We start from the raw sequence: 23,266 nt of genomic DNA, 5'->3' as shown, positions 1-23,266 counted from the left end.
CTTAGAAGTACCCCTCGCGCTTACGGTCTTCCATCGCGGCCTCGGAGAGCTTGTCGTCGGCGCGGGTCGCACCGCGCTCGGTCAGCCGGGACGCGGCGATCTCGGCGATCACCTGCTCCAGGGTCACCGCGTCCGAATCGACGGCGCCCGTGCAGGACATGTCGCCGACCGTGCGGTAGCGGATGAGCCGCCTCTCGACGGTCTCCCCGTCCTTCGGGCCGCCCCACTCACCGGCGGTCAGCCACATGTTGCTGCGCAGGAACACGTCCCGCTCGTGCGCGAAGTAGATCTCGGGCAGCTCGATGCCCTCGCGGGCGATGTACTGCCACACGTCCAGCTCGGTCCAGTTGGAGAGCGGGAAGACGCGGACGTGCTCGCCGGGTGCGTGCCGTCCGTTGTAGAGGTTCCACAGCTCGGGCCGCTGCCGGCGCGGGTCCCACTGCGAGAACTCGTCCCGCAGCGAGAACACCCGTTCCTTGGCGCGGGCCTTCTCCTCGTCGCGCCGCCCGCCGCCGAAGACGGCGTCGAAGCGCTCGCTCTGGATCTTCTCGGTCAGCGGCAGCGTCTGGAGCGGGTTACGGGTCCCGTCCGGACGCTCCTTGAGCACACCCCGGTCGATGTAGTCCTGCACCGACGCGACGTGCAGCCGCAGCCCGTGCTTCTCGACCGTGCGGTCGCGGTACTCGATGACCTCGGGGAAGTTGTGCCCGGTGTCCACGTGCAGCAGCGAGAAGGGGACCGCCGCGGGGGCGAAGGCCTTCAGCGCCAGGTGCAGCATGACGATGGAGTCCTTGCCGCCGGAGAAAAGGATCACCGGCCGCTCGAACTCGCCCGCCACCTCACGGAAGATGTGGACGGCCTCGGACTCCAGCGCGTCCAGATGGGAGAGGGCGTACGGCGAGGCCGTCCCCTCCGCCACGGTGGCAACGGTCGTCATGCCAGTCCCCTTTCGGTGAGCAGCGCGTGGACCGCGGCCGCGGACTCCTGGACGGTCTGGTGCTGCGACTCGATGCGCAGGTCGGGCGACTCGGGCTCCTCGTAGGGGTCGTCCACCCCGGTGAGCCCGGTCAGCTCGCCCGCCGCCTGCTTGGCGTACAGACCCTTCACGTCGCGTACGGAGCACACGTCGACCGGCGTGGCCACGTGCACCTCGATGTAGGGCGCCCCGCTCTCCTGGTGGCGCTTGCGCACCGCCTCGCGGCTGTCGGCGTAGGGCGCGATCACCGGGACGAGCGCCTTGACGCCGTTGCGGGCGAGCAGCTCGGCGAGGAAGCCGATGCGCTGCACGTTGGTGTGCCGGTCCTCGCGGCTGAAGCCGAGGCCCGCCGAGATGAACTCGCGGATCTCGTCGCCGTCGAGCACCTCGACGAGGTGGCCCTCCTCGCGCAGCCGGCCGGCCAGCTCGTACGCGATGGTGGTCTTGCCGGCACTCGGCAGACCCGTGAGCCAGACGGTGGCTCCGGTCGTCACGTGTGTCTCCTGAATCGTCGTCATCCGTGCAGCCCGCACTCGGTCTTCGCGCGGCCCGCCCAGCGGCCGGCGCGCGCGTCCTCGCCCGCCAGCACCCGGCGGGTGCAGGGGGCGCAGCCGACGGACGCGTAGCCGTCCATCAGCAGGGGGTTCGTCAGTACGCCGTGTTCGGCGACGTACGCGTCCACGTCGTCCTGGGTCCAGCGGGCGATCGGCGAGATCTTGACCTTCTGCCGCTTCTCATCCCAGCCGACGACCGGGGTGTTCGCCCGGGTCGGGGACTCGTCGCGGCGCAGACCGGTCGCCCAGGCCAGGTAGCCCGCGAGGCCCCGCTCCAGCGGCTCGACCTTGCGCAGCCTGCAGCACAGGTCGGGGTCGCGGTCGTGCAGCTTGGGGCCGTACTCCGCGTCCTGCTCGGCGACCGTCTGGCGCGGGGTGAGCGTGATGACGTTGACGTCCATCACGGCCTCGACCGCGTCGCGGGTGCCGATGGTCTCCTCGAAGTGGTAGCCGGTGTCGAGGAACACCACGTCCACGCCGGGCATGGCCCGGGAGGCGAGGTGGGCGACCACCGCGTCCTCCATGGACGAGGTCACGCAGAAGCGCTTGCCGAAGGTGTCGGCCGCCCACTGGAGGATCTCCAGGGCGGAGGCGTCCTCCAGGTCGCGTCCCGCCTGCTCGGCGAGCGCCTTGAGATCCTCGGTCGTACGTTCTTCCTTCACCGCGGTCATGTCTTGTCTCCCCCTGCTTCGGAGTGCTGAAGGCCCCGGGCGAGCAGCCCGAGGAACTTCAACTGGAAGGCCCGGTTGCACGCCGCGCATTCCCACGCGCCGTGACCTTCCTCGGACGGGCGGAGGTCCTCGTCGCCGCAGTAGGGGCAGTAGAAGGGGGCGGCCCGCTCGCTCACGAGAGGGCCTCCTCGGAGGCGCGGGAGGCCCAGGCGGCGAACCGCTCGCCCTCCTCGCGCTCGGCCTGGAACCGCTTCAGGACCCGCTCGACGTAGTCGGGCAGCTCCTCGGAGGTCACCTTCAGGCCACGGACCTTGCGGCCGAACCCGGCCTCCAGGCCCAGCGCGCCGCCCAGGTGCACCTGGTAGCCCTCGACCTGCTCGCCCTGGTCGTTGAGGACCAGCTGGCCCTTGAGACCGATGTCCGCGACCTGGATACGGGCGCAGGCGTTCGGGCAGCCATTGAGGTTGATGGTGATCGGCTCGTCGAAGTCCGGGATGCGGCGCTCCAGTTCGTCGATCAGCTGGGAGCCGCGCGCCTTGGTCTCGACGATGGCGAGCTTGCAGTACTCGATGCCGGTGCAGGCCATGGTGCCGCGCCGGAACGGGGAGGGCTTGGCCGTCAGGTCCAGCGCCTCCAGGGCCTCGACCAGCGGCTCGACCTGCGCCTCCTCGACATCGAGGACGATCATCTTCTGCTCGACCGTGGTACGCACCCGGCCCGAGCCGTGCGCCTCCGCGACCTCGGCGATCTTCGTGAGGGTGGCGCCGTCGACACGGCCGACGCGGGGCGCGAAACCGACGTAGAAGCGGCCGTCCTTCTGGCGGTGCACACCGACGTGGTCGCGCCAGCGGTCGGTGGGCTCGGCGGGCGCGGGGCCGTCGACCAGCGTGCGCTTGAGGTACTCGTCCTGGAGGATCTGGCGGAACTTCTCCGGGCCCCAGTCCGCGACCAGGAACTTCAGGCGGGCGCGGGTGCGCAGGCGCCGGTAGCCGTAGTCGCGGAAGATGCCGACCACGCCCGCCCAGACGTCCGGGACCTCCTCCAGCGGCACCCAGGCGCCCAGCCGGACGCCGATCTTCGGGTTGGTGGACAGGCCGCCGCCGACCCACAGGTCGAAGCCGGGGCCGTGCTCGGGGTGCTCGACGCCGACGAAGGCGACGTCGTTGATCTCGTGGACCACGTCGAGCAGCGGGGAGCCGGAGATCGCCGTCTTGAACTTGCGCGGCAGGTTGGAGAACTCCTTGCTGCCGATGTACCGCTCGTGGATCTCGTCGATCGCCCAGGTGCCGTCGATGATCTCGTCCTCGGCGATGCCGGCGACCGGCGAGCCGATGACGACACGCGGGCAGTCGCCGCAGGCCTCGGTGGTGGACAGGCCGACCGCCTCCAGGCGCTCCCAGATCTCCGGGACGTCCTCGATGCGGATCCAGTGCAGCTGGATGTTCTGCCGGTCGGTGATGTCCGCGCTGCCGCGCGCGAACTCCTGGGAGATCTCGCCGATCACCCGCAGCTGCCGGGTGGTGAGGCGTCCGCCGTCGATCCGCACCCGCAGCATGAAGTACTTGTCGTCCAGCTCCTCCGGCTCCAGGATCGCGGTCTTGCCGCCGTCGATCCCGGGCTTGCGCTGGGTGTAGAGGCCCCACCAGCGCATACGGCCGCGCAGGTCGTTGGGGTCGATCGAGTCGAAGCCCCGCTTCGAGTAGATCGTCTCAATGCGTGTCCGCACATTGAGACCGTCGTCGTCCTTCTTGAACTGCTCGTTGCCGTTGAGCGGGGTGTAGTGCCCCATCGCCCACTGGCCCTCACCGCGGTGACGGCTCACCTTGCGGCGGGGAGTCGCGGCGGCAGGGTTCTGCGGGGTGGCGGCCATGGTGGTTACGTCCTTCGGGACAGGCGGAAATTCGGCTCTGACCTGCGCGTTCGGGCGCATGGGCATACGTGCGCGTCGTTGCGCGGGATGAGAGGAATGTCGGAAGATGTCGGGCTTTGCTGTGGCTCTCAGCTCGCCGGACAGATGGCGCTGGACATGCGGCCGAGGTCGACGTGCCGCCGACTCACCAAGGCAATTCCAGTTCCAGACATGACGGAAGCGTGTCACGGCAATCTGGACACAGTCCAGCTTCGTCCGCCATGCGGACACCCTTGTCTCGAAGGGCGAGACAAGGGTGTCGTCGATCACATGCCGTGCGCGCGGTCTTGTCCGCGCAGGTCAGACCGGCTATGCGCCGGGCCAGGGACCGGGCGCGGCCACCTCCGCCTGCTCCTCGACCTTGGTGTCGAAGAGCTTGAAGCCGCGGCGCAGGTAGTTGTCCATCGCGTGCTCCCCGTCCAGGCTGCAGGTGTGCAGCCAGACCCGCTTGGTCGTGGCCAGCCCCGGCCAGCGCCCGGCGAGGTCCCAGGCGCGGGCGGCACCGTACGACAGCAGGTGTCCGCCGATCCGGCGGCCCCGGAAGGCCGGGATCAGCCCGAAGTAGACGATCTCCACGACCCCGTCGTCCTGCGGCTCCAGCTCCACGTATCCGGCGGGCGTGCCCCGGTCGTACGCCACCCACGTCTCCACACCCGGCCGCGCCAGATGCTCCTGCCACCGCCCGTACGACCAGCCCAGCCGGTCGATCCAGCGGATGTCGCCGCCGACGGACGCGTACAGGAAACGGCTGAACTCGGGGGAGGGCACCTCGGAGCGGACGATCCGCACGTCCCCGTCGGGCGCGGCGGCCGGAAGGACGTCGGTCGGGGCGGTCTGCTCCAGGGACCAGGTGGTCACGGGGATGTTCGTCATGCCCGCCAGGGAATCATCCGCGCCGGAGATCTGTCGATCGGGGTCCGGGCCCGGAGCTAGCCCTGGTCGTCGAGAGCCCGGTCGACCGAGCTCAGCGGCAGCGCGTAGAGCATCCGGCCGGACTGGGACCAGACCTCGCCGGTCTCCTCCCAGTAGGACAGGGAGCCCCCGCGGCCGCTCCAGCACTGGTTCGACTCGTCGGAGCCGCACTCGGTGGCCTGCGCCTCGCGCGAGCTCTGCCGCCAGAGGGTGCCGCGGCCGTCCCGGGTCTCGGACGCGCGGTCCAGATACCAGTTCCCGCCGTACGACAGGACACCGCTGACGCCGGTGGTCTTCGTCTCGTACGCCTGCGTCGCGACCGCCCGCCCGGCCGCGTCGGTGGCCAGCAGGCCGGCGCGGGCCGGGTCGCTGCTGAAGGCGTAGCGCCACAGCCGGGTGTGCCGGTCGCTGTCCGCGGCCACCCGCTCGCTCGCCACCAGGCTGTCGGGCGCGGTGCTGCGGTCCAGCGAGATCGCCGCCGGACGCGGAGTCTTTCCGGCGAGCTGGTACGAGCCCACGGCCGGCAGCACGTACCGGGCGCCGTACGCCGACCAGCCGCCGCGCACCTTGCCGACCCGGCCGCTGTCCACGGTGGCCCGCTGGATGCGGTGCAGGTCGTAGACGTAGAGGCCGTCGGCCGTGGTGACCAGCAGCTTGCCCTGGTACCAGACCAGGCCGGAGACGGCGGAGGGGAGACCGCGGTAGTCGCGGCCGCCGTCGACCGGGACGGTGAGCAGTGCCCAGGTGTAGGTGAGGTGGGCGGGAACGTCGGCGTTCACGAACGCGATCCGGGCGACGCCGGTGCGGCCCGCCTTGCCGGTGTCGTGGGTCCAGCCGGCGAGGATCACCCGCTGCTCGCCCCAGTGGCCGTCGTCGTCGGCGTCCCCGGAGGTGGTGACCGCGCCGGCCCGCCAGCCGCGGGTGTCGGCGGCGTCCCAGCAGTACGCGCGCGTGGCGACCGGGACCACGGGCAGCGCCGAGCGGTCCGCGCCCGTGCAGTCGGCCGGGACCCGCAGCGAGCGGTCGGCGTCGTCGAGCACGGCCCGCACACCGACCGGCTTGCCCATGGAGGCGGACAGCCGGTCGAGCGTGGCCTGCGGGACCAGCCGCTCCTGCAGCCGGAACCCGGCGGCGGACCCGGCGAGCTCCTTCACGCCCGCGTCGGCCTTGCTCACCGTGGCCTGCGAGGCGCTGATCATGGTGGCGGCCGCGGTGAGCGCGAGGGCCGTCCCGGCGAGGAAAGCGCGCAGCGCTTTGCCCCGCTTCTGCCGACGGTGCCTGCCACGCTGCTTCATAGGTCCTCCCGAGGCGAGCCAACTGCGTTCATTGGTCCGTGTGTTGACCAAAGGAGCAGGTGGGGTGGCCCGAAGAGGGATGCTACGGCAGTCCGGCGGGTACGGGGACGAAGACCTTGCAATTATGCGGAAGATGACGTGTCTTTGCCCGGTGATGTCACTCGGAGAGACGGGGTGGACACACTCCGGGCGTGCGGCAGCAGGTCGTGCGGGTCGGCCGGCAGAAGCACCTCGACCTCCGCGTGCTCGGCGAAACGGTAGGGCCGGTGTTCCAGCAACCCCCCGAGATAGCGCCGTATTCGGGACATCTCGGCGCGCACGGTGACCGTACGGCCCGGGTCCCCGAACACGTCCTCGGCCAGCCCCGCCGCACTGCGTCCGTCCCGGTGCAGGGCCAGCAGGTACAGCAACTCGGCGTGCCGCGGACTCAGTTCGTGGCTCCAGGAGCCCGCGTATCCGGTCGCCGTCACCGACCAGCGCCGCGGCCGGCTCAGGTCGAGCACGACCCGGGTGTCGACCCGCGGCGCCGGTTGGTCCGAGGCGCGGATCAGCCAGCCCTCGCCCAGCGGCTCCACCGAGCACGGCCCGAGCGGCGCCAGCCACCGGCGGCCCGCCGACAGGGACTTGGGCAGGGACATCCGGTTCGTGTACGGCATTCCGGTCACCGCGGCCGTCCAGCCGTCCCGGTCCACCGCCAGCGCCCGGCCGCCCAGCCTCGACAGCACCGGGGCGGCCACCGCGCGCAGCCGCTCCAGCGAGGCCAGATGCAGCTCGCGCAGCCGGGCCTCGGCGAGCTTGGCCACCGAGTCGACCCAGGCGAGCGTCGCCGGATGCATCGTCTCCAGCGGCCCGCTGACGTCCACCACGCCGAGCAGCCGGCCGTCCCGGGGGTCCGTGATGGGGGCGCCGGTGCAGGTCCAGGTGGTCTGCGAGCGGACGAAGTGCTCGGAGGCGAAGACCTGCACGGGTCGGCGCACCACCGCCGGTGTACCGACGCCGTTGGTCCCGACGACGTCCTCGCTCCAGTCCGCGCCGAGTTCGAAGCCCAGCCCGTCGGCCCGGCGCAGCACCGCCGGACTGCCCTCCCGCCACAGCACCCGGCCGTCCTCGTCGGCGACCACCATGATGTGGTGGGCGACGTCCGCGACCGACAGCAGCCCCTCGCGCAGCACCGGCATGACGTGCCGCAGCTCGGTGCTCTCCCGGCGCCGGCGCACCTCGTCGGGGGCCAGCAGCCCGGAGCGGCGGTCGTGCTCGGGATCGATGCCGCTGCGCAGCATCCGGTCCCAGGACTGCTCGATCACCGGGCGCGGCGCGATCGGGGCGCGCTGCCCGGAGAGGGCGGCCGACCGGACCTCGCTCAGTACTCGCGCCGCGCGTGCCGTGTCGACCACGGCGAACTGGGCGACGTCCGTCGGCGAGAGCGCCACTGGTCCTCCCGGGAGAAAGGCTCGTGACAACCGTTTCCCGTCGTGTTTCGGACACGGGAGCCGGAGTCTGTCCTGACTGTCCGTCTCATAGTGCCTTCCGTCGCTGACGCACGGGCATGGTCCGGCCACAGACAGCAGCAAGTTGCAACCCCTTGCAACCCTGGTGAACGCTCCCGGCTTGTTTGAATATTGAGCGACGCCGTCCCGAGCGGCGTTCGCGGCCTCGAACGGGCCAGTGGGCGGGGGTGGTGCCGTGTCGGCGCAGCACCACCCCCGCTCTTTCGTGTCCGCAGGTCAGACCGGCCGGGCGCGCTCCACGACCGAGGCCAGGTCGAGGGTGTGCGGCAGGGTGCCGAAGGCCGCACCCCCGTCGCCGCCCAGCCGCGCCGCGCAGAAGGCGTCGGCGACCTCGGGTGGCGCGAACCTGACCAGGAGCGAACCCTGGAGCACCAGCGCCAGCCGCTCCGTAAGACGCCGGGCGCGGGCCTCGATGCCCTCCAGATCGGCCAGTTCGGTCAGCAGGCCCTTGATCGCGCCGTCCAGCCGGTGGTCGGCGCCGCGCGCCCTGCCGACCTCCCGCAGATAGGCGTCGAGGGCCCCCGGCTCGCGCTGGAGCACCCGCAGGACGTCGAGGGCCTGGACGTTCCCGGCGCCCTCCCAGACCGAGTTGAGCGGCGACTCGCGCACCAGCCGGGGCAGCCCCGACTCCTCGACGTACCCGTTGCCGCCCAGGCACTCCGCGGCCTCGACCGTGACCGGCGTACAGCGCTTGGTCACCCAGTACTTGGCGGCCGGTACGGCGATCCGCAGCAGCGCCCGCTCCTGCTCGCCGCCGTCGTCGTAGGCGGCCGCGAGCCGCAGCGCGAGGGTGGTCGCCGCCTCCGACTCCAGCGCGAGGTCGGCCAGCACGTTGCGCATCAGCGGCTTGTCGACGAGCTTCGCGCCGAACGCCTCCCGGTGCGTGCAGTGGTGCACGGCCTGGGCGACCGCCTGCCGCATCAGACCCGCCGAGCCCAGCACGCAGTCCAGCCGGGTCGCCGCCACCATGTCGATGATGGTGCGCACCCCGCGGCCCTCCTCGCCGACCCGCCGGGCCCAGGTGCCGGCGAACTCGACCTCCGCGGAGGCGTTCGAACGGTTGCCGAGCTTGTCCTTGAGTCGCTGGAGGAGGAAGGGGTTGCGCGAGCCGTCCGCCAGGACGCGCGGGACGAGGAAGCAGGTGAGTCCCGCCTCGGCCTGCGCGAGCACCAGGAAACCGTCCGACATGGGGGCCGAGCAAAACCACTTGTGGCCGGTCAGCGTGTACGTGCCGGCCTCGGCGAGCGGGGTCGCGGCCGTGGTGTTGGCGCGGACGTCGCTGCCGCCCTGCTTCTCCGTCATGCCCATCCCGAACAGGGCGCTCGGCTTGAGATGTGCGGGCCGCAGTTCACGGTCGTAGATCATGGAGGTCAGCCGCGGCTCCCACTCCTCGGCGAGGGCGGGGTCGGTGCGCAGCGCGGGGACGGCGGCGTGGGTCATCGACAGCGGGCAGAGGTTGCCGGCCTCCACCTGGGTCCAGACCAGGAACGCGGCCGCTCTGCGGACATGGCCGCCGGGGCGGTTCCAGGCGGCGGTGAGGCCCGCGGCGACGCCCTTGCCGAGCAGGCGGTGCCAGGCGGGGTGGAAGTCGACCTCGTCGACGCGGTGGCCGTAGCGGTCGTGGGTGCGAAGCCGGGGCGGGTGCTCGTTGGCCTGGACCCCCCACTCCTGCACCTGGGCGGACCCGGAGGCCCGGCCCAGGGCGGCGAGCTCGCCGTGCGCCTCGTCGAGGACGGGTGGGGGGAGATGGCGGTCGACGGCGGAGGTGAGGACCCGGTCGGCGGTGTAGACGTCGTAGCCGACCAGGGGCGGGGCCTGGTTCGACACGGTGTGGGTGCTGCCTGCCATGTCGCGAACGTACAGCACAGCCAGCCCGTCTGGGGGTGCCCCCTTTGGGGGAGTTTGAGGACGAGGCCCGTTCAGGGCCGATCGGGGGTCCAGGGGGCGGAGCCCCCTGGAGACGGGGCGTCAGGCCGAGCGAGCCATCGCCGGCTCGGACTCCGTCACGTCCGCCGGCCACCCCTCCCGGTACACCGTGTCCAGATACCGCTCCCCGAGATCCGGAGCGATCGCCACCGACACCAGCCCCGCTCGCCCGTGGTCCGCGAGCCACTGACCCGCACCGCTGACCACGGTCCCCGTGGACCCCCCGAACAGGAACCCCCGTGCCGCCAGCCGTCGGCAGGCCAGCACCGCGTCCGTCTCGTCCACGCGGATCAGCTCGTCCACGTAGGACTCGTCCAGCAGGGCCGGCGGGACGCTGGTGCCGAGGCCCGGGATCAGCCGCCGGCCCGGCGCCTGGCCGAAGCTCACCGAGCCGACGCTGTCGACGGCCACGATCCGCACCCGGCGCCGCCACTGCCAGAACCAGCGGGCGCAGCCCATCAGGGTCCCGGTCGTGCCCGCGCCGACGAACAGCACGTCCAGGTCCGGGAAGCGGCGGGCGATCGCGGGCGCGGTCGTGCGGTAGTGGGCCTTCCAGTTCCCCTGGTTGGTGTACTGGTTGAGCCAGACGTATCTGTCGTCGGACGCGCACAGCGCGGCCACGTACGCCATCCGCGCCCCCAGAAAGCCGCCGCGCACGTCCGGCTCCTGGATGACGTGCACCTGGCTGCCCAGGGCCTCCATCAGCCGTATCGTCGGCTGGTTGCAGCGCGCGTCGGTCACGCACAGAAACCGGTATCCCCGGCTCGCCGCGAGCACGCTCAGCGCCACGCCGAGATTGCCGGACGAGGACTCGACCAGTACGGAGCCCGGCCGCAGCAGGCCGTCGCGCTCGGCGGCGTCCACCATCTCGGTGGCCGCCTTGAGCTTGATCGAGCCGGCGAAGTTGAAGCCCTCGCACTTCAGGTACAGCGGCAGCCCCAGCGCGGCCCGCAGGTCGACGTAGAGCTCGTTCTCGTTGAATTGAACGGGATCGGAAATGACGGGCATGCTGCCCCCCTCCTCATGCGTCACGAAGCCCGGCCGGTCAGCCGTACCGGCGCAGCTCGTGGAAGAACCCGTCGACGACATGCAACCCTCCCCTGCGGGCCACTTCGTCGTGGACGAACCTGCCGACCGCGAGGTCGAGCACCCCCAGTCCGAACGGTGAGAACACCACCGTCCGGTCGGCCGGGACGGTGGACCGCCCGGTCAGTACGTCGTCGAGCGTGCCGTCGAGGAACTCCCGCCCGCCGGTGAGCTGTTCGGCCAGGTGCGGCGAGGTCTGCGCCTTGAGGCAGTGCTCGACGTCGTCCACGTAGTTCGCGGACGCCAGCAGGATCTCCGGGGCCAGGTCGCGCAGCGAGACGTGCAGGACGAGCGGATGGTGCGCGAACCAAGACGGGTCGTGGATGTACGGCTCGGACGCGACCGTGGCGAACACGATCAAGTCGCTTGCCTGGACCAGGGATTCGGGGCTGTCGTGCACGGTGATCTTGCCCCCGGCGCCCGTCCGCTCCAGATAGGAGCTGAAGCCGGCGGCGCTCGGCGCCGACAGGTCGTGCACCCCCGTCTCCTCGAACTCCCAGCCGGTGGCCGTGAGATGCGTGTGGATGTAACGGGCGATCAGACCCGTGCCGATGAACCCGACCCGGGCCGGTCGTGTCCGCGTGCGGCTCAGCCGGTCGGCCGCGAGGGCCGCCGAGGACGCCGTGCGCGTCGCGCTGATCACCGAACTCTCCAGACAGGCGTACGGGTAACCGGTTTCCGGGTCGTTGAGGATCAGCACCGCGGAGGCGCGCGGCAGGCCCGACCTGGTGTTCTCCGGGAAACTGGAGATCCACTTCAGGCCGTCCACCCGCAGCGGCCCGCCCAGCGAGGCGGGCAGCGCGATGATCCGGGAGCTCGGCCGGTCCGGGAAACGCAGGAAGTACGAGGGCGGGTTCACCGACTCGCCCTGCCCGTGCAGCCGGTACACGGCCTCCACGAGCTCGCCGATCTCCGGCTCCCGGCCCCGCAGGGCCTCGACGACCTGCTCACCGGAGACGACCGAGAAGGACGGTGCGGGTGCTGCGGTCATGCGGTCCTCACCTCGACGGTCGGTGCGCAGTCGGTCAGTCGTACGGGATCCCCCAGCGCGGCCAGCACCTCGCGCGGCCCCTCGAAGGGCTCGCGGCTGTGCGCCGTACGGACGTTGTCGACGAGCAGCAGATCGCCGGCCCGCCACGGCTCGCGCAGGGTGTGCGCCTCGTACACCTCGTTGATCGCGGCGACGATGCCCTCGTCCAGCGGATCGCCGTTGCCGAAACGGGTGTTGAAGGGCAGCCCGTCGGGGCCGTACACGTCGACCAGGTACTCGCGCACCTCGGGGTCCATCGTCCACTCGTTCAGGAAGGCGATCTGGTTGAACCAGCAGCGCCGCCCGGTCACCGGGTGGCGGACCACCGCGCTGCGGTGCTGCCGGGTTTTCAGCGAGCCGTCGTCCTGCCAGGCGTATTCGATCGCGTGGGCACGGCAGTAGCGCTCGACCGCCGTCCGGTCCTCGGTGCCGAAGGCCTCGCCGACCGAGGCGCCGATCTCGTCGTTGTACGTCCGGGTCAGCAGCCAGCCCTCCCGCTCGAACCGCTCCACCAGCGCGGCGGGCAGCGCCTCCAGCACGGTCGGCCCGTCGGCGACGGCGGTCGCGCCGCCCGCCTCCGGCGCCACCAGGCACGCGAAGAGCAGCAGCCCCGGGAAGTCCAGGGAGTAGCTCAGCTCGTGGTGCATGCACATCTGCTGGTTGGGCGGCCACTTGGAGGAGGAGTACACGCCGTCCGCGTAGGAGCGGCGGGGAGCGAAGGGCTCCCGGTCGGCCATCAGGCCTTCGGTCAGCTGCCGGAACACGGCCTCCGTGGCGGCCGGTCCGGTCAGGGTCAGCCCGCGGACCAGCAGGCTGCCGTGCTCGGCGACCGCGGCCCGCAGCGCGGCGCGGTGCTCGGCGGCCCAGCTCACCGGGTCGTCGGCCGACTTCGCGTGCAGGAGAGGTGGCCGGCCCGGGGCCGGTTCCACGTCCGGTAGAAGGGTCGGGGAGTGCGACATCGTGCGGGTTCCTTTCAGCTGTGCTGGTCGAGCAGCCCCGCCAGTTCGGCGAGGACCGGATGGCGGGTGACGTCCTTGAGCGTGATCGCCCGGTCCAGGGCGATCGCGAGCTTCACCGCGGACAGCGAGGTGCCGCCGCGGTCGAAGAAGTGGTCCAGCCGGCCGATGCGGTCCGCCGGAACGCCGAGCACCTCGGCCCAGGCGGCGGCCATGCGCCGTTCGGCGGGCGTGTCCGGCGCACCGGACGCGTGGGAGTCGAGCTCCTGCGCGAGCGCGGTGAGCGCCTTGCGGTCGGTCTTGCCGTTGGCGGTCAGCGGCAGCGCCTGGCGCCAGTGCACGACGGCCGGAACCATGTAGGCGGGCAGCGAGGCGGCCAGCCGCTCCCGCACCGCCTCGGCGGCCACCGGCTCGGGCCCGGTGCAGAACGCCACCAGCTGCGCCCCGCGGACGACGACGACCGCGCCGTCGCGCACCCCGTCCACCCGCAGCAGCGCGTTCTCGATCTCGCCGATCTCCACCCGGAAACCGCGTACCTTGACCTGGCTGTCGCGCCGGCCGAGGAACTCCAGCTTCCCGTCCGGCAGCCAGCGCCCGTGGTCGCCGCTGCGGTACAGCCGCTCGCCGGGCCGGTACGGGTCGTCGGTGAAGGCCGCCTTGGTCCGCTCGGGGTCGTTGACGTAACCACGGCCGACACAGACGCCGGAGAAGACGATCTCGCCGGTGGCGCCCAGCGGTACGGGCACCAGGTCCTCGTCGACGACGTACACCCGGACGTTCGCGATCGGCCGCCCCAGCGGCACCCGGTCGCCGTCCGGCGCGCGGTCCATGACCTCGTGGTTGGTGTCGTCCGAAGTCTCCGTCAGGCCATAGGCGTTGACGAGCCGGATGCCGGGCTGGGCGGTGAACCAGCGCTGCACCAGCTCCTTCTTGACCGCCTCGCCGGTCACCGACACACAGCGCAGGTCGGGCAGTTCGCGCGGTCGCTGCCCCAACTCGGCGAGCACGGCCTCCAGATACGACGGGACGACCTGAAGCACGTTCACCCGGCCCCGCACGATCGTGTCCACGAACCGCGGTACGTCCAGGATCGTCTCCTGCCCCACGATCAGCGTCCGCCCGCCCACGACCAGCGCCGACACCAGCTGCCACAGCGAGATGTCGAAGCACTGGGGCGCCGTCTGCGCGACCGTCCGCCCGGCGCCGACGCCCAGGTCGGAGATCTTCGCGAGGACGTGGTTGAGGAAACCGGCGTGCTCGCACATCGCGCCCTTGGGCTCACCGGTGGAGCCGGAGGTGAAGTAGATGTACGCGAGCTGGTCGGGCCAGACCGGCAGCCGCAGGTCGTGGTCGGCGTGGCCCTCGGCGTACGCGGTGTCCGCGAACACCTTGCGGACCGCGCCGCCCACGTGCTGGTCGCTGCCGCGCTCGGTGAGCACCAGCCGGCACTCGGCGCGCTCCAGGGTGCGGGCGATCCGGTCGGCCGGGAAGTGCGGCTCGACGGGCAGATAGACACCGCCCGCCTTGAGGACGCCGAGCACCGCCGCCAGCCAGTCGAGGTCGCGTTCCATCACCACGGCGACCACGCCCTCGCGGCGCAGTCCCCGGGCGAGCAGCGCCCGACCGATGCGGTTCGCGCGGGAGTTGAGCTCCGCGTACGTCCACTGCCCCGCCTCGGACACGGCGGCCACCGCGTCCGGGTGCAGCAGCACCCGCTCCTCGAACAGCTCGTGCACCCGACGGTCCGGCAGCTCCCGCTCGGGGCCCGCCAGGTCGTCCAGCTGGAGCCGGAGTTCCTCCTCGGAGAGCAGGGTCGCGCGGTCCGGGTCGGTGAGCGCGGTGAGGTGGTAGCCGGCGATGCGGGCCGCGGCGTCGGCGTCCAGCAGGTCGGTGCGGTAGTGCAGCCGCAGCGTGCCGTGGTCGGTGAAGGCGACGTGCAGCCCGGTGTCCTCCAGGCGGGCGGCCGCCGCGGGGCCGCCGGTCAGCGCGGCCAGCACCTTGGTGTGCGCGGCGGCGAGGGCGGACGGCTCCTTCGACACGCCCTCGGGCAGCGGCAGTTCGCAGTCGGCGACGCCCGGTGTCGGAGTGAGCGTCCACCGCGGGATCGTTTCCATCATTTCCCCCTGTTGTGCTTCTCTTGCTGTCAGCCGTGCCGCGGTGCGACCGCCGGGTTGCCTCCCCAGTGCGACCCGGGCGGCATCTCCTCGCCCTTCATCAGGAAGGAGTCGGGCGCGAGCACGGCGCCGTCGCCCATCGAGACGCCGTAGTGCACCAGTGATCCGGTGCCGAGCGTGCAGCCGGCGCCGATGCGGATGTGGTCGGACTTGAAGGTGCCGTCCTCCTGCGAGTGGGCCTGCACCTTGGTGTGCGCGGCGAGCGTGCAGTCGTCGCCGATCGCGGCCAGCGTGCGGTCGGTGATGTAGCAGCCGTCGTCGAAGACCCGGCGCCCCATCCGCACACCGAGCAGCCGCCACACGAAGCTCTTGAACGGCGTCCCGTTGAACACCACGAGGTGGTTGTCGGGCACCTTCCACAGGCGCTCCACCCACCAGAAGTGCGGGTCGTAGATCGACACGAGCCGCGGCCGGAGCGGCCGGAAGCGGGTGATCAGCCGCTCCACCAGCACGTAGTAGCCGGTGGAGAACACCAGGCCCACGACCAGGGACGCGCCGATCAGCAGACCGCCGACGGTGCCGTGGGCGCCGTACAGGTCGAAGGCGGCGAAGCCGAGCACGCTCAGCGCGAACCAGTGCAGCCAGCGCACGAACAGGAACAGGCCCATCGAGCGCAGGTTGTAACGGTTCTTCCGGGCCAGCCGGTCGCGCAGTTCGTCGCCCTCGCGCAGGTGGTCGAAGCGGCTGTCGCGCTCCACCGAGCGCGGGATCTCGAAGGCGGGCGAGCCCAGCAGGCCCACGCCCTCACGCACCTCCCCGTCCAGCGGGACCATCACCTTGGTCGCCAGCAGGACGTTCTCGCCGGTGCGCCCGCCGCTGGGGTAGGCGATGTTGTTGCCCAGGAAGCTGTGCGCGCCGATCGTCGCCCGGGAGACCCGGAAGGACGTGCCGGAGAAGTCGGCGTTCACGATCGAAAGACCGTCGGCGACCATCGTGCCGCTGCCCACGCTCACCAGGAGCGGAGTCTCGTGCTGCACCTCGGTGCCGAAGTTGGAGCCGGTCTGCTCGACGTGCGAGAGGTCGTAGCCGATCGACCGGAGGTAGTGGACGATGTACGAGCTGTCCCCGCACAGCCACTTGAAGAACTTGACGTTGCTGATCCGGGCGACCGCGCGCTGCACCGAGTAGTGCAGCCCGTAGAGCGGGTAGACCCGGTCCGGGCGCAGCAGCGGGCTCAGCAGGCGCGGCAGCAGGGACACGGCGGCGAGGCCGAGGACCACGAAGCCCGCGTAGGCGGCCAGCGAGAAGCCGAGGGCCTCGCCGTAGAAGGCGGCCGAGCCCAGGTCCTGTGCGGTCGGGTCGAGGAGGTTGTCGAGGGCGGGGACCACCGTCAGCAGCAGGTAGGTTCCGCCGACCGCGACGGGCACGTACACGACCAGCATCTGCAGCAGCCCCCCGAGGCCGTACACGGCCCGGCGCAGCGTGGAGACGCGGGCCGGCGGGATGCGGACGTAGTCGACGTCCGTGCGCACGGCGGGGGAGCCGTGGACGCGCTCGCCGGCGGGGACCGACGCGCCGCCGTACAGCGCGGAGGAGTGGCCCAGTTGCGAGCCGTCGCCCATCGTCGTGCCGATGTCGAGGACGGTCTTCTCACCGACGTACACGTCCCGGCCGAGCGTCACGCGGCCGGTGCGGATGCGGCCCGCGTGCGCCTGGTAGCACAGGAAGTAGGAGTCCTTGCGGATCACCGAGCCGGCGCCGACGGTCAGCAGGTCGGTGCAGACCGGCACCGAGTGCGACAGGATCGTGACGCCCTTGCCGATCCTCGCGCCGAGGGCCCGCAGGTACAGCACGTACAGCGGGCTGCCGGCGAACAGCAGCAGCGGGTTGGCGTGCAGCAGCGCCTTGACGGTCCAGAAGCGGAAGTAGGCGAGGCTCCAGACGGGGAACTCGGTCTCCTTCCAGCGGCCGACCAGCAGCCACTTGGCGGCGACCGGGAGCACGCAGGCGCCCGCGAACACCGCCGCGCCGAAGACCAGCGACCGCACATAGACGTCGACGACCCCGTCCACCGCGGAGATCCACTCGTAGCCCCGGCCCATGACGATCCCGGCGAGCGCGCAGTAGGCCGCGAAGACCAGGAACTGCAGCGCGCCGCAGAGCAGATGGCGCGGGGTGCTGCCGGGCTCGGGCGCCGGGGCCGGCGGCTCGGCGGGTGCCGGTGCCGGGGCCGGTGCGGTGTCCAGGGCGGCCGCGAGGGACCGGATCGTCGGGTTGCCGTAGACGTCCTTCATCGAGACCGAGGGCAGGTCCGGGCGTTTCCTGACCCGGGCGCAGAAGTGGGCCATCACCAGGGAGTTGGCGCCGAGATCGTCGAAGAAATGACTGTCGACCGGTATGTTCTCCACCTTGACCACACCGGCCAGAACCTCGGCCAGGACATTTTCCGTGCCGGTGTCGATTTTTCCCACCACGTGCGCTCCTTACGGGTTTTACAGGCTTTACGACTTATGTGGCTTGTCCGGTTGCGGTGATCGCCCGGTTGTTGCACCGCGCGGACATTCCGCGGCCCGGCGCGCGAATTTCGCCCCGGCCGCCACAGGAATTTCCAGCGGCCCCCGGCTCACCATTCGTCGCCAGCAGACGGCGAAGAGCAGCGAGCCGGCGACGAGCACGCCGTAGAGGAGGTCGGGCCAGATGCCGAGGGCGCCCGTGGCGAGGACCAGGACGTGGGCGCAGTAGAGGGTCAGGGGCATGCTGCCCGCCGCCGCGAGCGGGGCGAGGGCCCGCCGGGCGGGCGTGAGGCGGGTCAGCAGCAGGACGGCGCCGAGCAGCGCGGCGGCCGAGCCGAGGGTCTGGAGCATGTCGAACGGCGAGGTCGAGTGCGGTGCCCGGGACAGCAGCGACCACCAGGTCGAGCCGTCCGGGGTGTCCCACAGCACCTCGCCTCGCGCCTCCCGCCACGGTGTGTCCGAGAACTCCGCCCGCCACAGATGCCACAGCCCGCCGAACTCCCGCAGCAGCAGGGTGGCGACGAGCCAGGCCCCGGCCGCGACCGCGAGACCGCCCGTGAGCAGCCGCCGCGCGACCCGCTTCGAGGTGAGATCCAGGCGGCCCACGGCGAGTCCGGCGCACAGGTACGCCATCCAGGCGAGCACGGGGTAGTCGCCGTGCACGAGCAGGTCGGACAGCACGCCGAGGGGGTGGGTGAACAGGTCGGTGAGGGTCGGGTCGCCGTCGAAGGGCGGCTCGGGCAGCGCGCCGTGCAGCAGGTGCAGGGCGACGGGGCCCGCGACGGCGAAGAGCAGGGCCAGCCCGGTCAGGGTGGCCGGGCGCAGCCGCAGCAGGGGGAGGGCGAGCAGGAAGAGCAGGGCGTAGAACGCCAGGATCACGTCCACGTCCAGGTCGGCCGCGTTCGAGGCGTAGCCGAGCAGCAGCCCCGTGAGCCCGATGAGCAGGGCCCGGGCCGTCACGGCCGCGTAGGCGCCGCGGTCGGTCACCGGCCGGCGCCCGCCCGTGGTGAACGCCAGCCCCAGCCCGGCCGTCACCGCGAACACGGCCGCCGACCGGCCGCCCGCGAGGACCCAGGCCGGCGTGGGCGAGCCGTCGGCCGCGAAGGCGCCGTACACATGGACGGAGAACATTCCGAGCAGCGCGAGTCCGCGGACCGCGTCCACTCCCGCGATGCGTGGCGCAGGTGAACCCGCGCCGCCTCGGTGGGCCTGTGACGGCGTATGCGTCAACGGGTGCGGAGCAGGCATAAGAATTCCCCCGAGTGGAATACGGTCGAATCCCGCTCGCTGTTCACGCGGGTATTCGAAATGGTGCGGAAATGAGCGAGAGTTGTGGGAGTGGTCCCCTGAAGTCCCCCGTGTCATCTGCGCCTGAGCCGTTCTCGGCGGACGCAGGAATGCAGTCCGAATTCTTTCGGAAAGTTCATGAACGGTTCAAGGGCGTTTCAGGCATTGGCGATTTCCGGATCTCCCGGAATGCGTGATCAGGGCCCCGACGTGTGCCGTTTACAAAGGCGGCGAAATGGGTTGTAGAACAATCCGGCCAACGCGGACATGACAGAAAAATGGGACGTGCCGTCCGGGCGGGGGATGAGTGCACTCAGGCGCGGCGGATACCTTTAGGTCGTGCAGCAGGCAAGTGAATCCCCGCAGCGGTCCGCAGGCCGCCTCCATCGAGCGCGTGCCCTCTACCGGAACGTCTCGAAGCGCAGGACCGCCTGGCTGCTGCTCAAGGACACCGTCAACTCCTGCATGGAGTACCGCATCCTGGGCCTCGCCGCCGAGGCCGCGTTCTTCACGCTGCTGTCCGTGCCGCCGCTGCTGCTCAGCCTGATCGGCCTGCTCGGCTACGTCGACGACTGGACCGGCACCGACACCATCAGCAGCCTCCAGAGCAACATCCTGGACGCCTCCCGCACCGTGCTGTCCGACAAGGGCGTCACCGAGATCGCCCAGCCGATCCTGCACGACGTGGTCAAGGGCGGCCGCCCCGACGTCATCTCGATCGGCTTCGTGTTCGCCCTGTGGTCGGGCTCCCGTGCCGTGAACGTCTTCATCGACACCATCACCGTGATGTACGGCCTCGACGGCGTGCGCGGGATCGTCAAGACCCGGGTGATGTCGTTCCTGCTGTTCGTGGTGGCCCTGCTGATCGGCTCGATCGCGCTGCCGCTGATGGTCGCGGGGCCGGACGCCGTGGTACGGATCGTGCCCTGGTCGGAGACGCTGGTGCAGGTCCTGTACTGGCCCGTGGTGATCATCCTGTCCGTCGTCTTCCTGACGACGCTCTACCACGTGTCCGTGCCGGTGCGCTCGCCCTGGATCGAGGACGTGCCCGGCGCCCTGGTCGCGCTGGCCATGTGGGTGCTCGGCAGCTTCCTGCTGCGCATCTACATCACCAACACCATCGAGGGCGCCACCATCTACGGCTCGCTCGCCGCCGCCGTCGCCGTGCTCCTGTGGATCGGCGTGTCCGCGTTCGCCGTGCTCGTCGGGGCCGCGGTCAACGCGGCGATCGACCGGGTGTGGCCGGCCGCCGCCACGGCCGCGGCCCGCGCCGCCAACGAGCGGGTGCGCGAGGCGCAGCTGGCCGAGCACGTGGCCCGCACGGCCGCGGGCCAGGACACCGACCCGGGCGACCCCGACATGCCCTCGGAGTTCCCCGAGCGCTGGTCGCGCTTCCTACCGCCGGAGGACGTCACCTCACGCCTGCGCACCCATGTGAAGAGCACACACCCGCCGCACAAGCCGGAGAGCTCCTAGAGCTCCTGAGAGCTCCTGAAGCGCCTGACAGCTTCTGCGAGCGCCTGGGAGTTTCTGCGAGCGCCTGGGAGCTTCCGCGAGCTCCTGCGAGTTCTTGCGAGCGGATCCCCTCAGACCTTCCAGGTCCCCGCGGCCGCCGCCTCCCGCGCGAACTCCGTGAAGTCGCGCGGCTCGCGTCCCAGCACTTGCCGCACACCGTCCGAGAGATACGCGTTCCGCCCGTCGAGCAGCGACTCGAACAGCTCGACCAGGAACTCGACCTCCTCGGGCGGCACCCCGAACCCGATCAGGTTCTCCCCGTACGCACGCGCCGGCACGGCCGTGTACGTCAGTTCCCGCCCCGTCGCCTTCGCGATCTCCGCGACCGCCTCGGCCCAGGTCAGCAGCCGCGGCCCCGAGACGGCGACCGCCTGCCCCACGTACCGGTCGCCCGCGGTCAGCACCCCCGCCACCACGTCCCCGATGTCCCGCACGTCGATGAACGGCTCGCGCGCCTCACCGCCCGGGAACACCAGCTCCCCGCTCAGCCGGAACCCCTCCACCAGCGGCCCCTCGCTGAAGTTCTGCGCGAACCAGGCGGCCCGTACGACCGTCCACTCCGCCCCCGACTCGCGCAGCGCCTCCTCGGCCGGCCGCGCCCGCTCCTCGCCCCGCGACGACAGCAGCACCAGCCGTCGTACGCCCAAGGAGACCGCCTCGTGCGCGAGCAGCCCGATCGCCCGGGCCGCGTCCGGCGTGCCGATGTCCGAGTGGTAGGCGAGATACGCCGCGTCCGCTCCCCGCAGCACCGGCGCCCATGTCGACCGCTCCGCCCAGTCGAACCCCTGTGCCCGCGAGGCCGGCCGCACCGTCAGCCCGGCGGCCTGCGCCGCCTGGGCCACCCGCCGCCCCGTACGACCGGTCGCCCCGGTCACCACAACCGTCGTGTTCCGCGTGTTCCCTGTCATGCGTGTCAGTCAACTGCCGTGCTCCCCAAGGGACCATCGCTGAACGGCTCATTCCCATGCGCCCGCGTCTACGCTGGTCGCATGGACGCCCTTGCAGGCCTTCTGGAGGGTCCACGCGCGCGTGGCGCCTTCATGATCCGTGCGTGCTTCGACCCGCCCTGGGCGGTACGCGTCGAGGACCGGGCCCCGCTGACCGTCATGCTCATGGTGCGCGGCGAGTCCTGGATCACGCCGGAGAGCGGAGAGCCGGTGCCGCTGCGCGCCGGCGACCTCGCGATCGCGCGCGGCCCGGACCCGTACACCTGCGGTGACGACCCCGGTACGGCCCCGCAGGTGCTGATCCTGCCGGGCGCGGAGTGCGTCTACCCCGACGGGCGGTCCCTCAAGGGCTCCATGGACCTGGGGGTGCGCACCTGGGGCGACAGCCCGAGCGGTGCCACGGTGATGCTGATCGGCACGTACCTGATGCAGGGCGAGATCAGCGGGCGGCTGCTGGATGCCCTGCCGCCGCTGCTGACGCTCACCGCCGACGTGTGGGCCTGCCCGCTCACGCCGCTGCTGATGGAGGAGGTCGTACGGGACGAGCCCGGTCAGGAGGTCGTCCTGGACCGGCTTCTCGACCTGCTGGTCATCGCCGCGCTGCGGGCCTGGTTCTCGCGGCCGGAAGCCGAGCCGCCCACCTGGTACCGGGCGATGGCGGATCCGGTGGTGGGGCGGGTGCTGCGGCTGGTCCAGGACGATCCGGCGCACCCGTGGACGGTGGCCTCGCTCGCGGCGAAGGCGGGGGTGTCCCGCGCGGCGCTGGCCCGGCGGTTCACGGAGCTGGTGGGGGAGCCGGTGATGACGTATCTGACGGGGTGGCGGCTCGCCCTGGCCGCGGATCGCCTGCGCGGCTCCGACGACACGTTGGAGGCGATCGCGCGCAGGGTGGGGTACGGCAGTGCGTTCGCCTTGTCGAGCGCGTTCAAGAGGGTGTACGGGGTGAGTCCGCAGGAGCATCGGGTGAGGACGGGTTAGATGTACACGGAACGGCCGGCCCGGTTGAGCGGTGCGGTCGTCTGGCGGAACGCCCCGGCCGAGGCCGGCGGCGGGCGGGTGCTGCCCGACGGGTGCATGGACCTGCTGTGGCACGACGGGCGGTTGCTCGTCGCCGGGCCCGACACTCGTGCGTACGTCGCCCAGGGCTCGGGCGGTGTGTGGGTCGGCGTGCGGTTCCGTCCCGGTACCGCGCCCGCACTCCTCGGCGTGCCCGCCTGCGAGTTGCGGGACCGCCGGGTTGAACTCGCCGACCTGTGGCCCGCCTCGGACGTCCGGCGGCTCACCGCGCGCGTGAACGCGGCCGGTGATCCCGAACGCAGCCTGGAGGAGCTGGCGTTGAGCCGCGCGGCCGACACCGCACCACCGGATCCTCTGCTACGACACCTCGTGCCGGCCCTCGACTCGGGGCGGCCCGTCGCCGCCGTCGCCGACGAACTCGGGCTCGGCGCCCGGCAGTTGCACCGCCGCTGTCTGGCCGCCTTCGGCTACGGGCCCAAGACGCTGGCCCGGGTGCTGCGGTTGCAGCGGGCCCTCGCGCTGGCTCGGGGCGGGGTGTCGTACGCCGAGACCGCGGTGCTTGCCGGGTTCGCCGATCAGGCCCATCTGGCGCGGGACGTCAAGGAGTTGGCGGGGCTGCCGCTCGGGCGGCTACTGGGGTAGCTGCGCGAACAGGTCGACGCCGTTGCCGTCCGGGTCGTGGACGACCGCGTACCGCATGCCCCAGAAGGCGTCCCACGGCTTGAGCTCGCCGTGGTGGCCGGCGCCGACCAGATCCTCGTACACGGCGTCGACCTCGGTCGGTGACGCGCACTTGAAGGCGAGCGCGATCCTGCCGCCTGCCGTCGGCGGCTGCCAGCCGGCGTGGAAGGAGCGGACGGTTGCCTCGGTGTCGAGGGCGAGGGTGAGTCCGCCGGGCAGTTCGGCCTCGACGTGCGGCTGGTCCTCGGCGCCCTCGGGGAAGACGAGGCCGAGGCGGCGGTAGAAGGCGAGCGAGGCGGCCAGGTCGGAGGCGACCAGGCCGATCACGGCGAATCGTGGAGTCATGCCGCCACCGTAGGCAGGGGAGTG

General features: G+C 71.6%; 21 protein-coding genes. 3 read left to right on the top strand and 18 right to left on the bottom strand.

The features are described from left to right. Position 1 precedes the first annotated feature (1 nt). From cysD to MQP27_RS10555, 16 genes are all read right to left on the bottom strand, one after another. A complete protein-coding gene (cysD, locus tag MQP27_RS10625) occupies positions 2-937 on the bottom strand; it encodes a sulfate adenylyltransferase subunit CysD (protein ID WP_242764255.1) in 936 nt (311 codons plus the stop codon). After that, on the bottom strand, positions 934-1,470 hold the full coding sequence (cysC, locus tag MQP27_RS10620; RefSeq protein WP_242764253.1) for an adenylyl-sulfate kinase: 537 nt from the start codon (positions 1,468-1,470) through the stop codon (positions 934-936). Before cysC ends, cysD begins: the two co-directional genes overlap by 4 nt. A gap of 20 nt (positions 1,471-1,490) precedes the next feature. Next, positions 1,491-2,201 (bottom strand): phosphoadenylyl-sulfate reductase, encoded by a 711-nt coding sequence (locus MQP27_RS10615; protein WP_242764251.1) that lies wholly within the window; start codon positions 2,199-2,201, stop codon positions 1,491-1,493. Beyond that, positions 2,198-2,377: a hypothetical protein gene (locus MQP27_RS10610; protein WP_242764249.1), complete on the bottom strand. Its 180-nt coding sequence runs from the start codon at positions 2,375-2,377 to the stop codon at positions 2,198-2,200. Before MQP27_RS10610 ends, MQP27_RS10615 begins: the two co-directional genes overlap by 4 nt. After that, on the bottom strand, positions 2,374-4,071 hold the full coding sequence (locus MQP27_RS10605) for a nitrite/sulfite reductase (protein ID WP_242764247.1): 1,698 nt from the start codon (positions 4,069-4,071) through the stop codon (positions 2,374-2,376). The genes MQP27_RS10610 and MQP27_RS10605 overlap by 4 nt, the downstream gene beginning before the upstream one ends. Positions 4,072-4,199: 128 nt before the next feature. Next, positions 4,200-4,283 carry a putative leader peptide gene (locus MQP27_RS51615; RefSeq protein WP_309486338.1) on the bottom strand — a complete coding sequence of 28 codons (84 nt, stop codon included), beginning with the start codon at positions 4,281-4,283 and terminating at the stop codon, positions 4,200-4,202. 136 nt (positions 4,284-4,419) lie between these two features. Beyond that, complete coding sequence (locus MQP27_RS10600; RefSeq protein ID WP_242764245.1) at positions 4,420-4,983, bottom strand: GNAT family N-acetyltransferase; 564 nt, start codon at positions 4,981-4,983, stop codon at positions 4,420-4,422. 56 nt (positions 4,984-5,039) lie between these two features. Continuing rightward, positions 5,040-6,317 carry a hypothetical protein gene (locus MQP27_RS10595; RefSeq protein ID WP_242764243.1) on the bottom strand — a complete coding sequence of 426 codons (1,278 nt, stop codon included), beginning with the start codon at positions 6,315-6,317 and terminating at the stop codon, positions 5,040-5,042. A gap of 122 nt (positions 6,318-6,439) precedes the next feature. Then, on the bottom strand, positions 6,440-7,747 hold the full coding sequence (locus tag MQP27_RS10590; protein ID WP_242764241.1) for a helix-turn-helix domain-containing protein: 1,308 nt from the start codon (positions 7,745-7,747) through the stop codon (positions 6,440-6,442). A gap of 294 nt (positions 7,748-8,041) precedes the next feature. Then, positions 8,042-9,673, bottom strand: coding sequence for an acyl-CoA dehydrogenase family protein (locus MQP27_RS10585; protein WP_242764239.1), 1,632 nt, complete (start codon positions 9,671-9,673; stop codon positions 8,042-8,044). Positions 9,674-9,793: 120 nt separating this feature from the next. Beyond that, positions 9,794-10,759 (bottom strand): 2,3-diaminopropionate biosynthesis protein SbnA, encoded by a 966-nt coding sequence (sbnA, locus tag MQP27_RS10580; protein ID WP_242764237.1) that lies wholly within the window; start codon positions 10,757-10,759, stop codon positions 9,794-9,796. Between the two features lie 37 nt (positions 10,760-10,796). Continuing rightward, positions 10,797-11,828 (bottom strand): 2,3-diaminopropionate biosynthesis protein SbnB, encoded by a 1,032-nt coding sequence (sbnB, locus tag MQP27_RS10575; protein WP_242764235.1) that lies wholly within the window; start codon positions 11,826-11,828, stop codon positions 10,797-10,799. Continuing rightward, on the bottom strand, positions 11,825-12,826 hold the full coding sequence (locus MQP27_RS10570) for a TauD/TfdA family dioxygenase (RefSeq protein ID WP_242764233.1): 1,002 nt from the start codon (positions 12,824-12,826) through the stop codon (positions 11,825-11,827). The genes sbnB and MQP27_RS10570 overlap by 4 nt, the downstream gene beginning before the upstream one ends. Positions 12,827-12,840: 14 nt before the next feature. Beyond that, a complete protein-coding gene (locus MQP27_RS10565; RefSeq protein ID WP_242765068.1) occupies positions 12,841-14,937 on the bottom strand; it encodes a non-ribosomal peptide synthetase in 2,097 nt (698 codons plus the stop codon). Between the two features lie 29 nt (positions 14,938-14,966). After that, positions 14,967-17,408, bottom strand: a complete 2,442-nt coding sequence (locus tag MQP27_RS10560; protein WP_242764231.1) for a Pls/PosA family non-ribosomal peptide synthetase — start codon at positions 17,406-17,408, stop codon at positions 14,967-14,969. A gap of 30 nt (positions 17,409-17,438) precedes the next feature. After that, positions 17,439-18,614 carry a heparan-alpha-glucosaminide N-acetyltransferase domain-containing protein gene (locus tag MQP27_RS10555; RefSeq protein WP_242764229.1) on the bottom strand — a complete coding sequence of 392 codons (1,176 nt, stop codon included), beginning with the start codon at positions 18,612-18,614 and terminating at the stop codon, positions 17,439-17,441. Positions 18,615-19,076: 462 nt separating this feature from the next. On the opposite strand from MQP27_RS10555, the gene MQP27_RS10550 reads away from it, so the two are divergent. Continuing rightward, a complete protein-coding gene (locus tag MQP27_RS10550) occupies positions 19,077-20,213 on the top strand; it encodes a YihY/virulence factor BrkB family protein (protein WP_242764227.1) in 1,137 nt (378 codons plus the stop codon). Between the two features lie 110 nt (positions 20,214-20,323). On the opposite strand, the gene MQP27_RS10545 is transcribed toward MQP27_RS10550, so the two are convergent. Beyond that, a complete protein-coding gene (locus tag MQP27_RS10545) occupies positions 20,324-21,160 on the bottom strand; it encodes an NmrA family NAD(P)-binding protein (RefSeq protein WP_242764225.1) in 837 nt (278 codons plus the stop codon). Between the two features lie 81 nt (positions 21,161-21,241). On the opposite strand from MQP27_RS10545, the gene MQP27_RS10540 reads away from it, so the two are divergent. Next, positions 21,242-22,177 carry an AraC family transcriptional regulator gene (locus MQP27_RS10540; RefSeq protein WP_242764223.1) on the top strand — a complete coding sequence of 312 codons (936 nt, stop codon included), beginning with the start codon at positions 21,242-21,244 and terminating at the stop codon, positions 22,175-22,177. Beyond that, complete coding sequence (locus MQP27_RS10535; RefSeq protein ID WP_242764221.1) at positions 22,178-22,858, top strand: helix-turn-helix transcriptional regulator; 681 nt, start codon at positions 22,178-22,180, stop codon at positions 22,856-22,858. Here the strand turns inward: MQP27_RS10535 and MQP27_RS10530 are convergent. Further along, positions 22,847-23,242 carry a VOC family protein gene (locus MQP27_RS10530; protein ID WP_242764219.1) on the bottom strand — a complete coding sequence of 132 codons (396 nt, stop codon included), beginning with the start codon at positions 23,240-23,242 and terminating at the stop codon, positions 22,847-22,849. The genes MQP27_RS10535 and MQP27_RS10530 overlap by 12 nt on opposite strands. Positions 23,243-23,266: the final 24 nt, after the last annotated feature.

This window comes from Streptomyces cylindrosporus (assembly GCF_022698165.1).
GTDB lineage: Bacteria > Actinomycetota > Actinomycetes > Streptomycetales > Streptomycetaceae > Streptomyces > Streptomyces cylindrosporus.
Note: the sequence above shows the minus strand (reverse complement) of the source record. Positions and strands in the feature narration are given on the sequence as shown.

What these genes read in the sequence shown, in the direction of transcription:
- MQP27_RS10600 (WP_242764245.1), bottom strand. Translation starts at nt 4,983, where the DNA reads ATGACGAACATCCCCGTGACCACCTGGTCCCTGGAGCAGACCGCCCCG.
- MQP27_RS10565 (WP_242765068.1), bottom strand. Translation starts at nt 14,937, where the DNA reads ATGGAAACGATCCCGCGGTGGACGCTCACTCCGACACCGGGCGTCGCC.
- MQP27_RS10535 (WP_242764221.1), top strand. Translation starts at nt 22,178, where the DNA reads ATGTACACGGAACGGCCGGCCCGGTTGAGCGGTGCGGTCGTCTGGCGG.
- sbnB (WP_242764235.1), bottom strand. Translation starts at nt 11,828, where the DNA reads ATGACCGCAGCACCCGCACCGTCCTTCTCGGTCGTCTCCGGTGAGCAG.
- MQP27_RS10595 (WP_242764243.1), bottom strand. Translation starts at nt 6,317, where the DNA reads ATGAAGCAGCGTGGCAGGCACCGTCGGCAGAAGCGGGGCAAAGCGCTG.
- MQP27_RS10585 (WP_242764239.1), bottom strand. Translation starts at nt 9,673, where the DNA reads ATGGCAGGCAGCACCCACACCGTGTCGAACCAGGCCCCGCCCCTGGTC.
- MQP27_RS10530 (WP_242764219.1), bottom strand. Translation starts at nt 23,242, where the DNA reads ATGACTCCACGATTCGCCGTGATCGGCCTGGTCGCCTCCGACCTGGCC.
- MQP27_RS10540 (WP_242764223.1), top strand. Translation starts at nt 21,242, where the DNA reads ATGGACGCCCTTGCAGGCCTTCTGGAGGGTCCACGCGCGCGTGGCGCC.
- sbnA (WP_242764237.1), bottom strand. Translation starts at nt 10,759, where the DNA reads ATGCCCGTCATTTCCGATCCCGTTCAATTCAACGAGAACGAGCTCTAC.
- MQP27_RS51615 (WP_309486338.1), bottom strand. Translation starts at nt 4,283, where the DNA reads ATGTCTGGAACTGGAATTGCCTTGGTGAGTCGGCGGCACGTCGACCTC.
- cysD (WP_242764255.1), bottom strand. Translation starts at nt 937, where the DNA reads ATGACGACCGTTGCCACCGTGGCGGAGGGGACGGCCTCGCCGTACGCC.
- MQP27_RS10605 (WP_242764247.1), bottom strand. Translation starts at nt 4,071, where the DNA reads ATGGCCGCCACCCCGCAGAACCCTGCCGCCGCGACTCCCCGCCGCAAG.
- MQP27_RS10570 (WP_242764233.1), bottom strand. Translation starts at nt 12,826, where the DNA reads ATGTCGCACTCCCCGACCCTTCTACCGGACGTGGAACCGGCCCCGGGC.
- MQP27_RS10615 (WP_242764251.1), bottom strand. Translation starts at nt 2,201, where the DNA reads ATGACCGCGGTGAAGGAAGAACGTACGACCGAGGATCTCAAGGCGCTC.
- MQP27_RS10545 (WP_242764225.1), bottom strand. Translation starts at nt 21,160, where the DNA reads ATGACAGGGAACACGCGGAACACGACGGTTGTGGTGACCGGGGCGACC.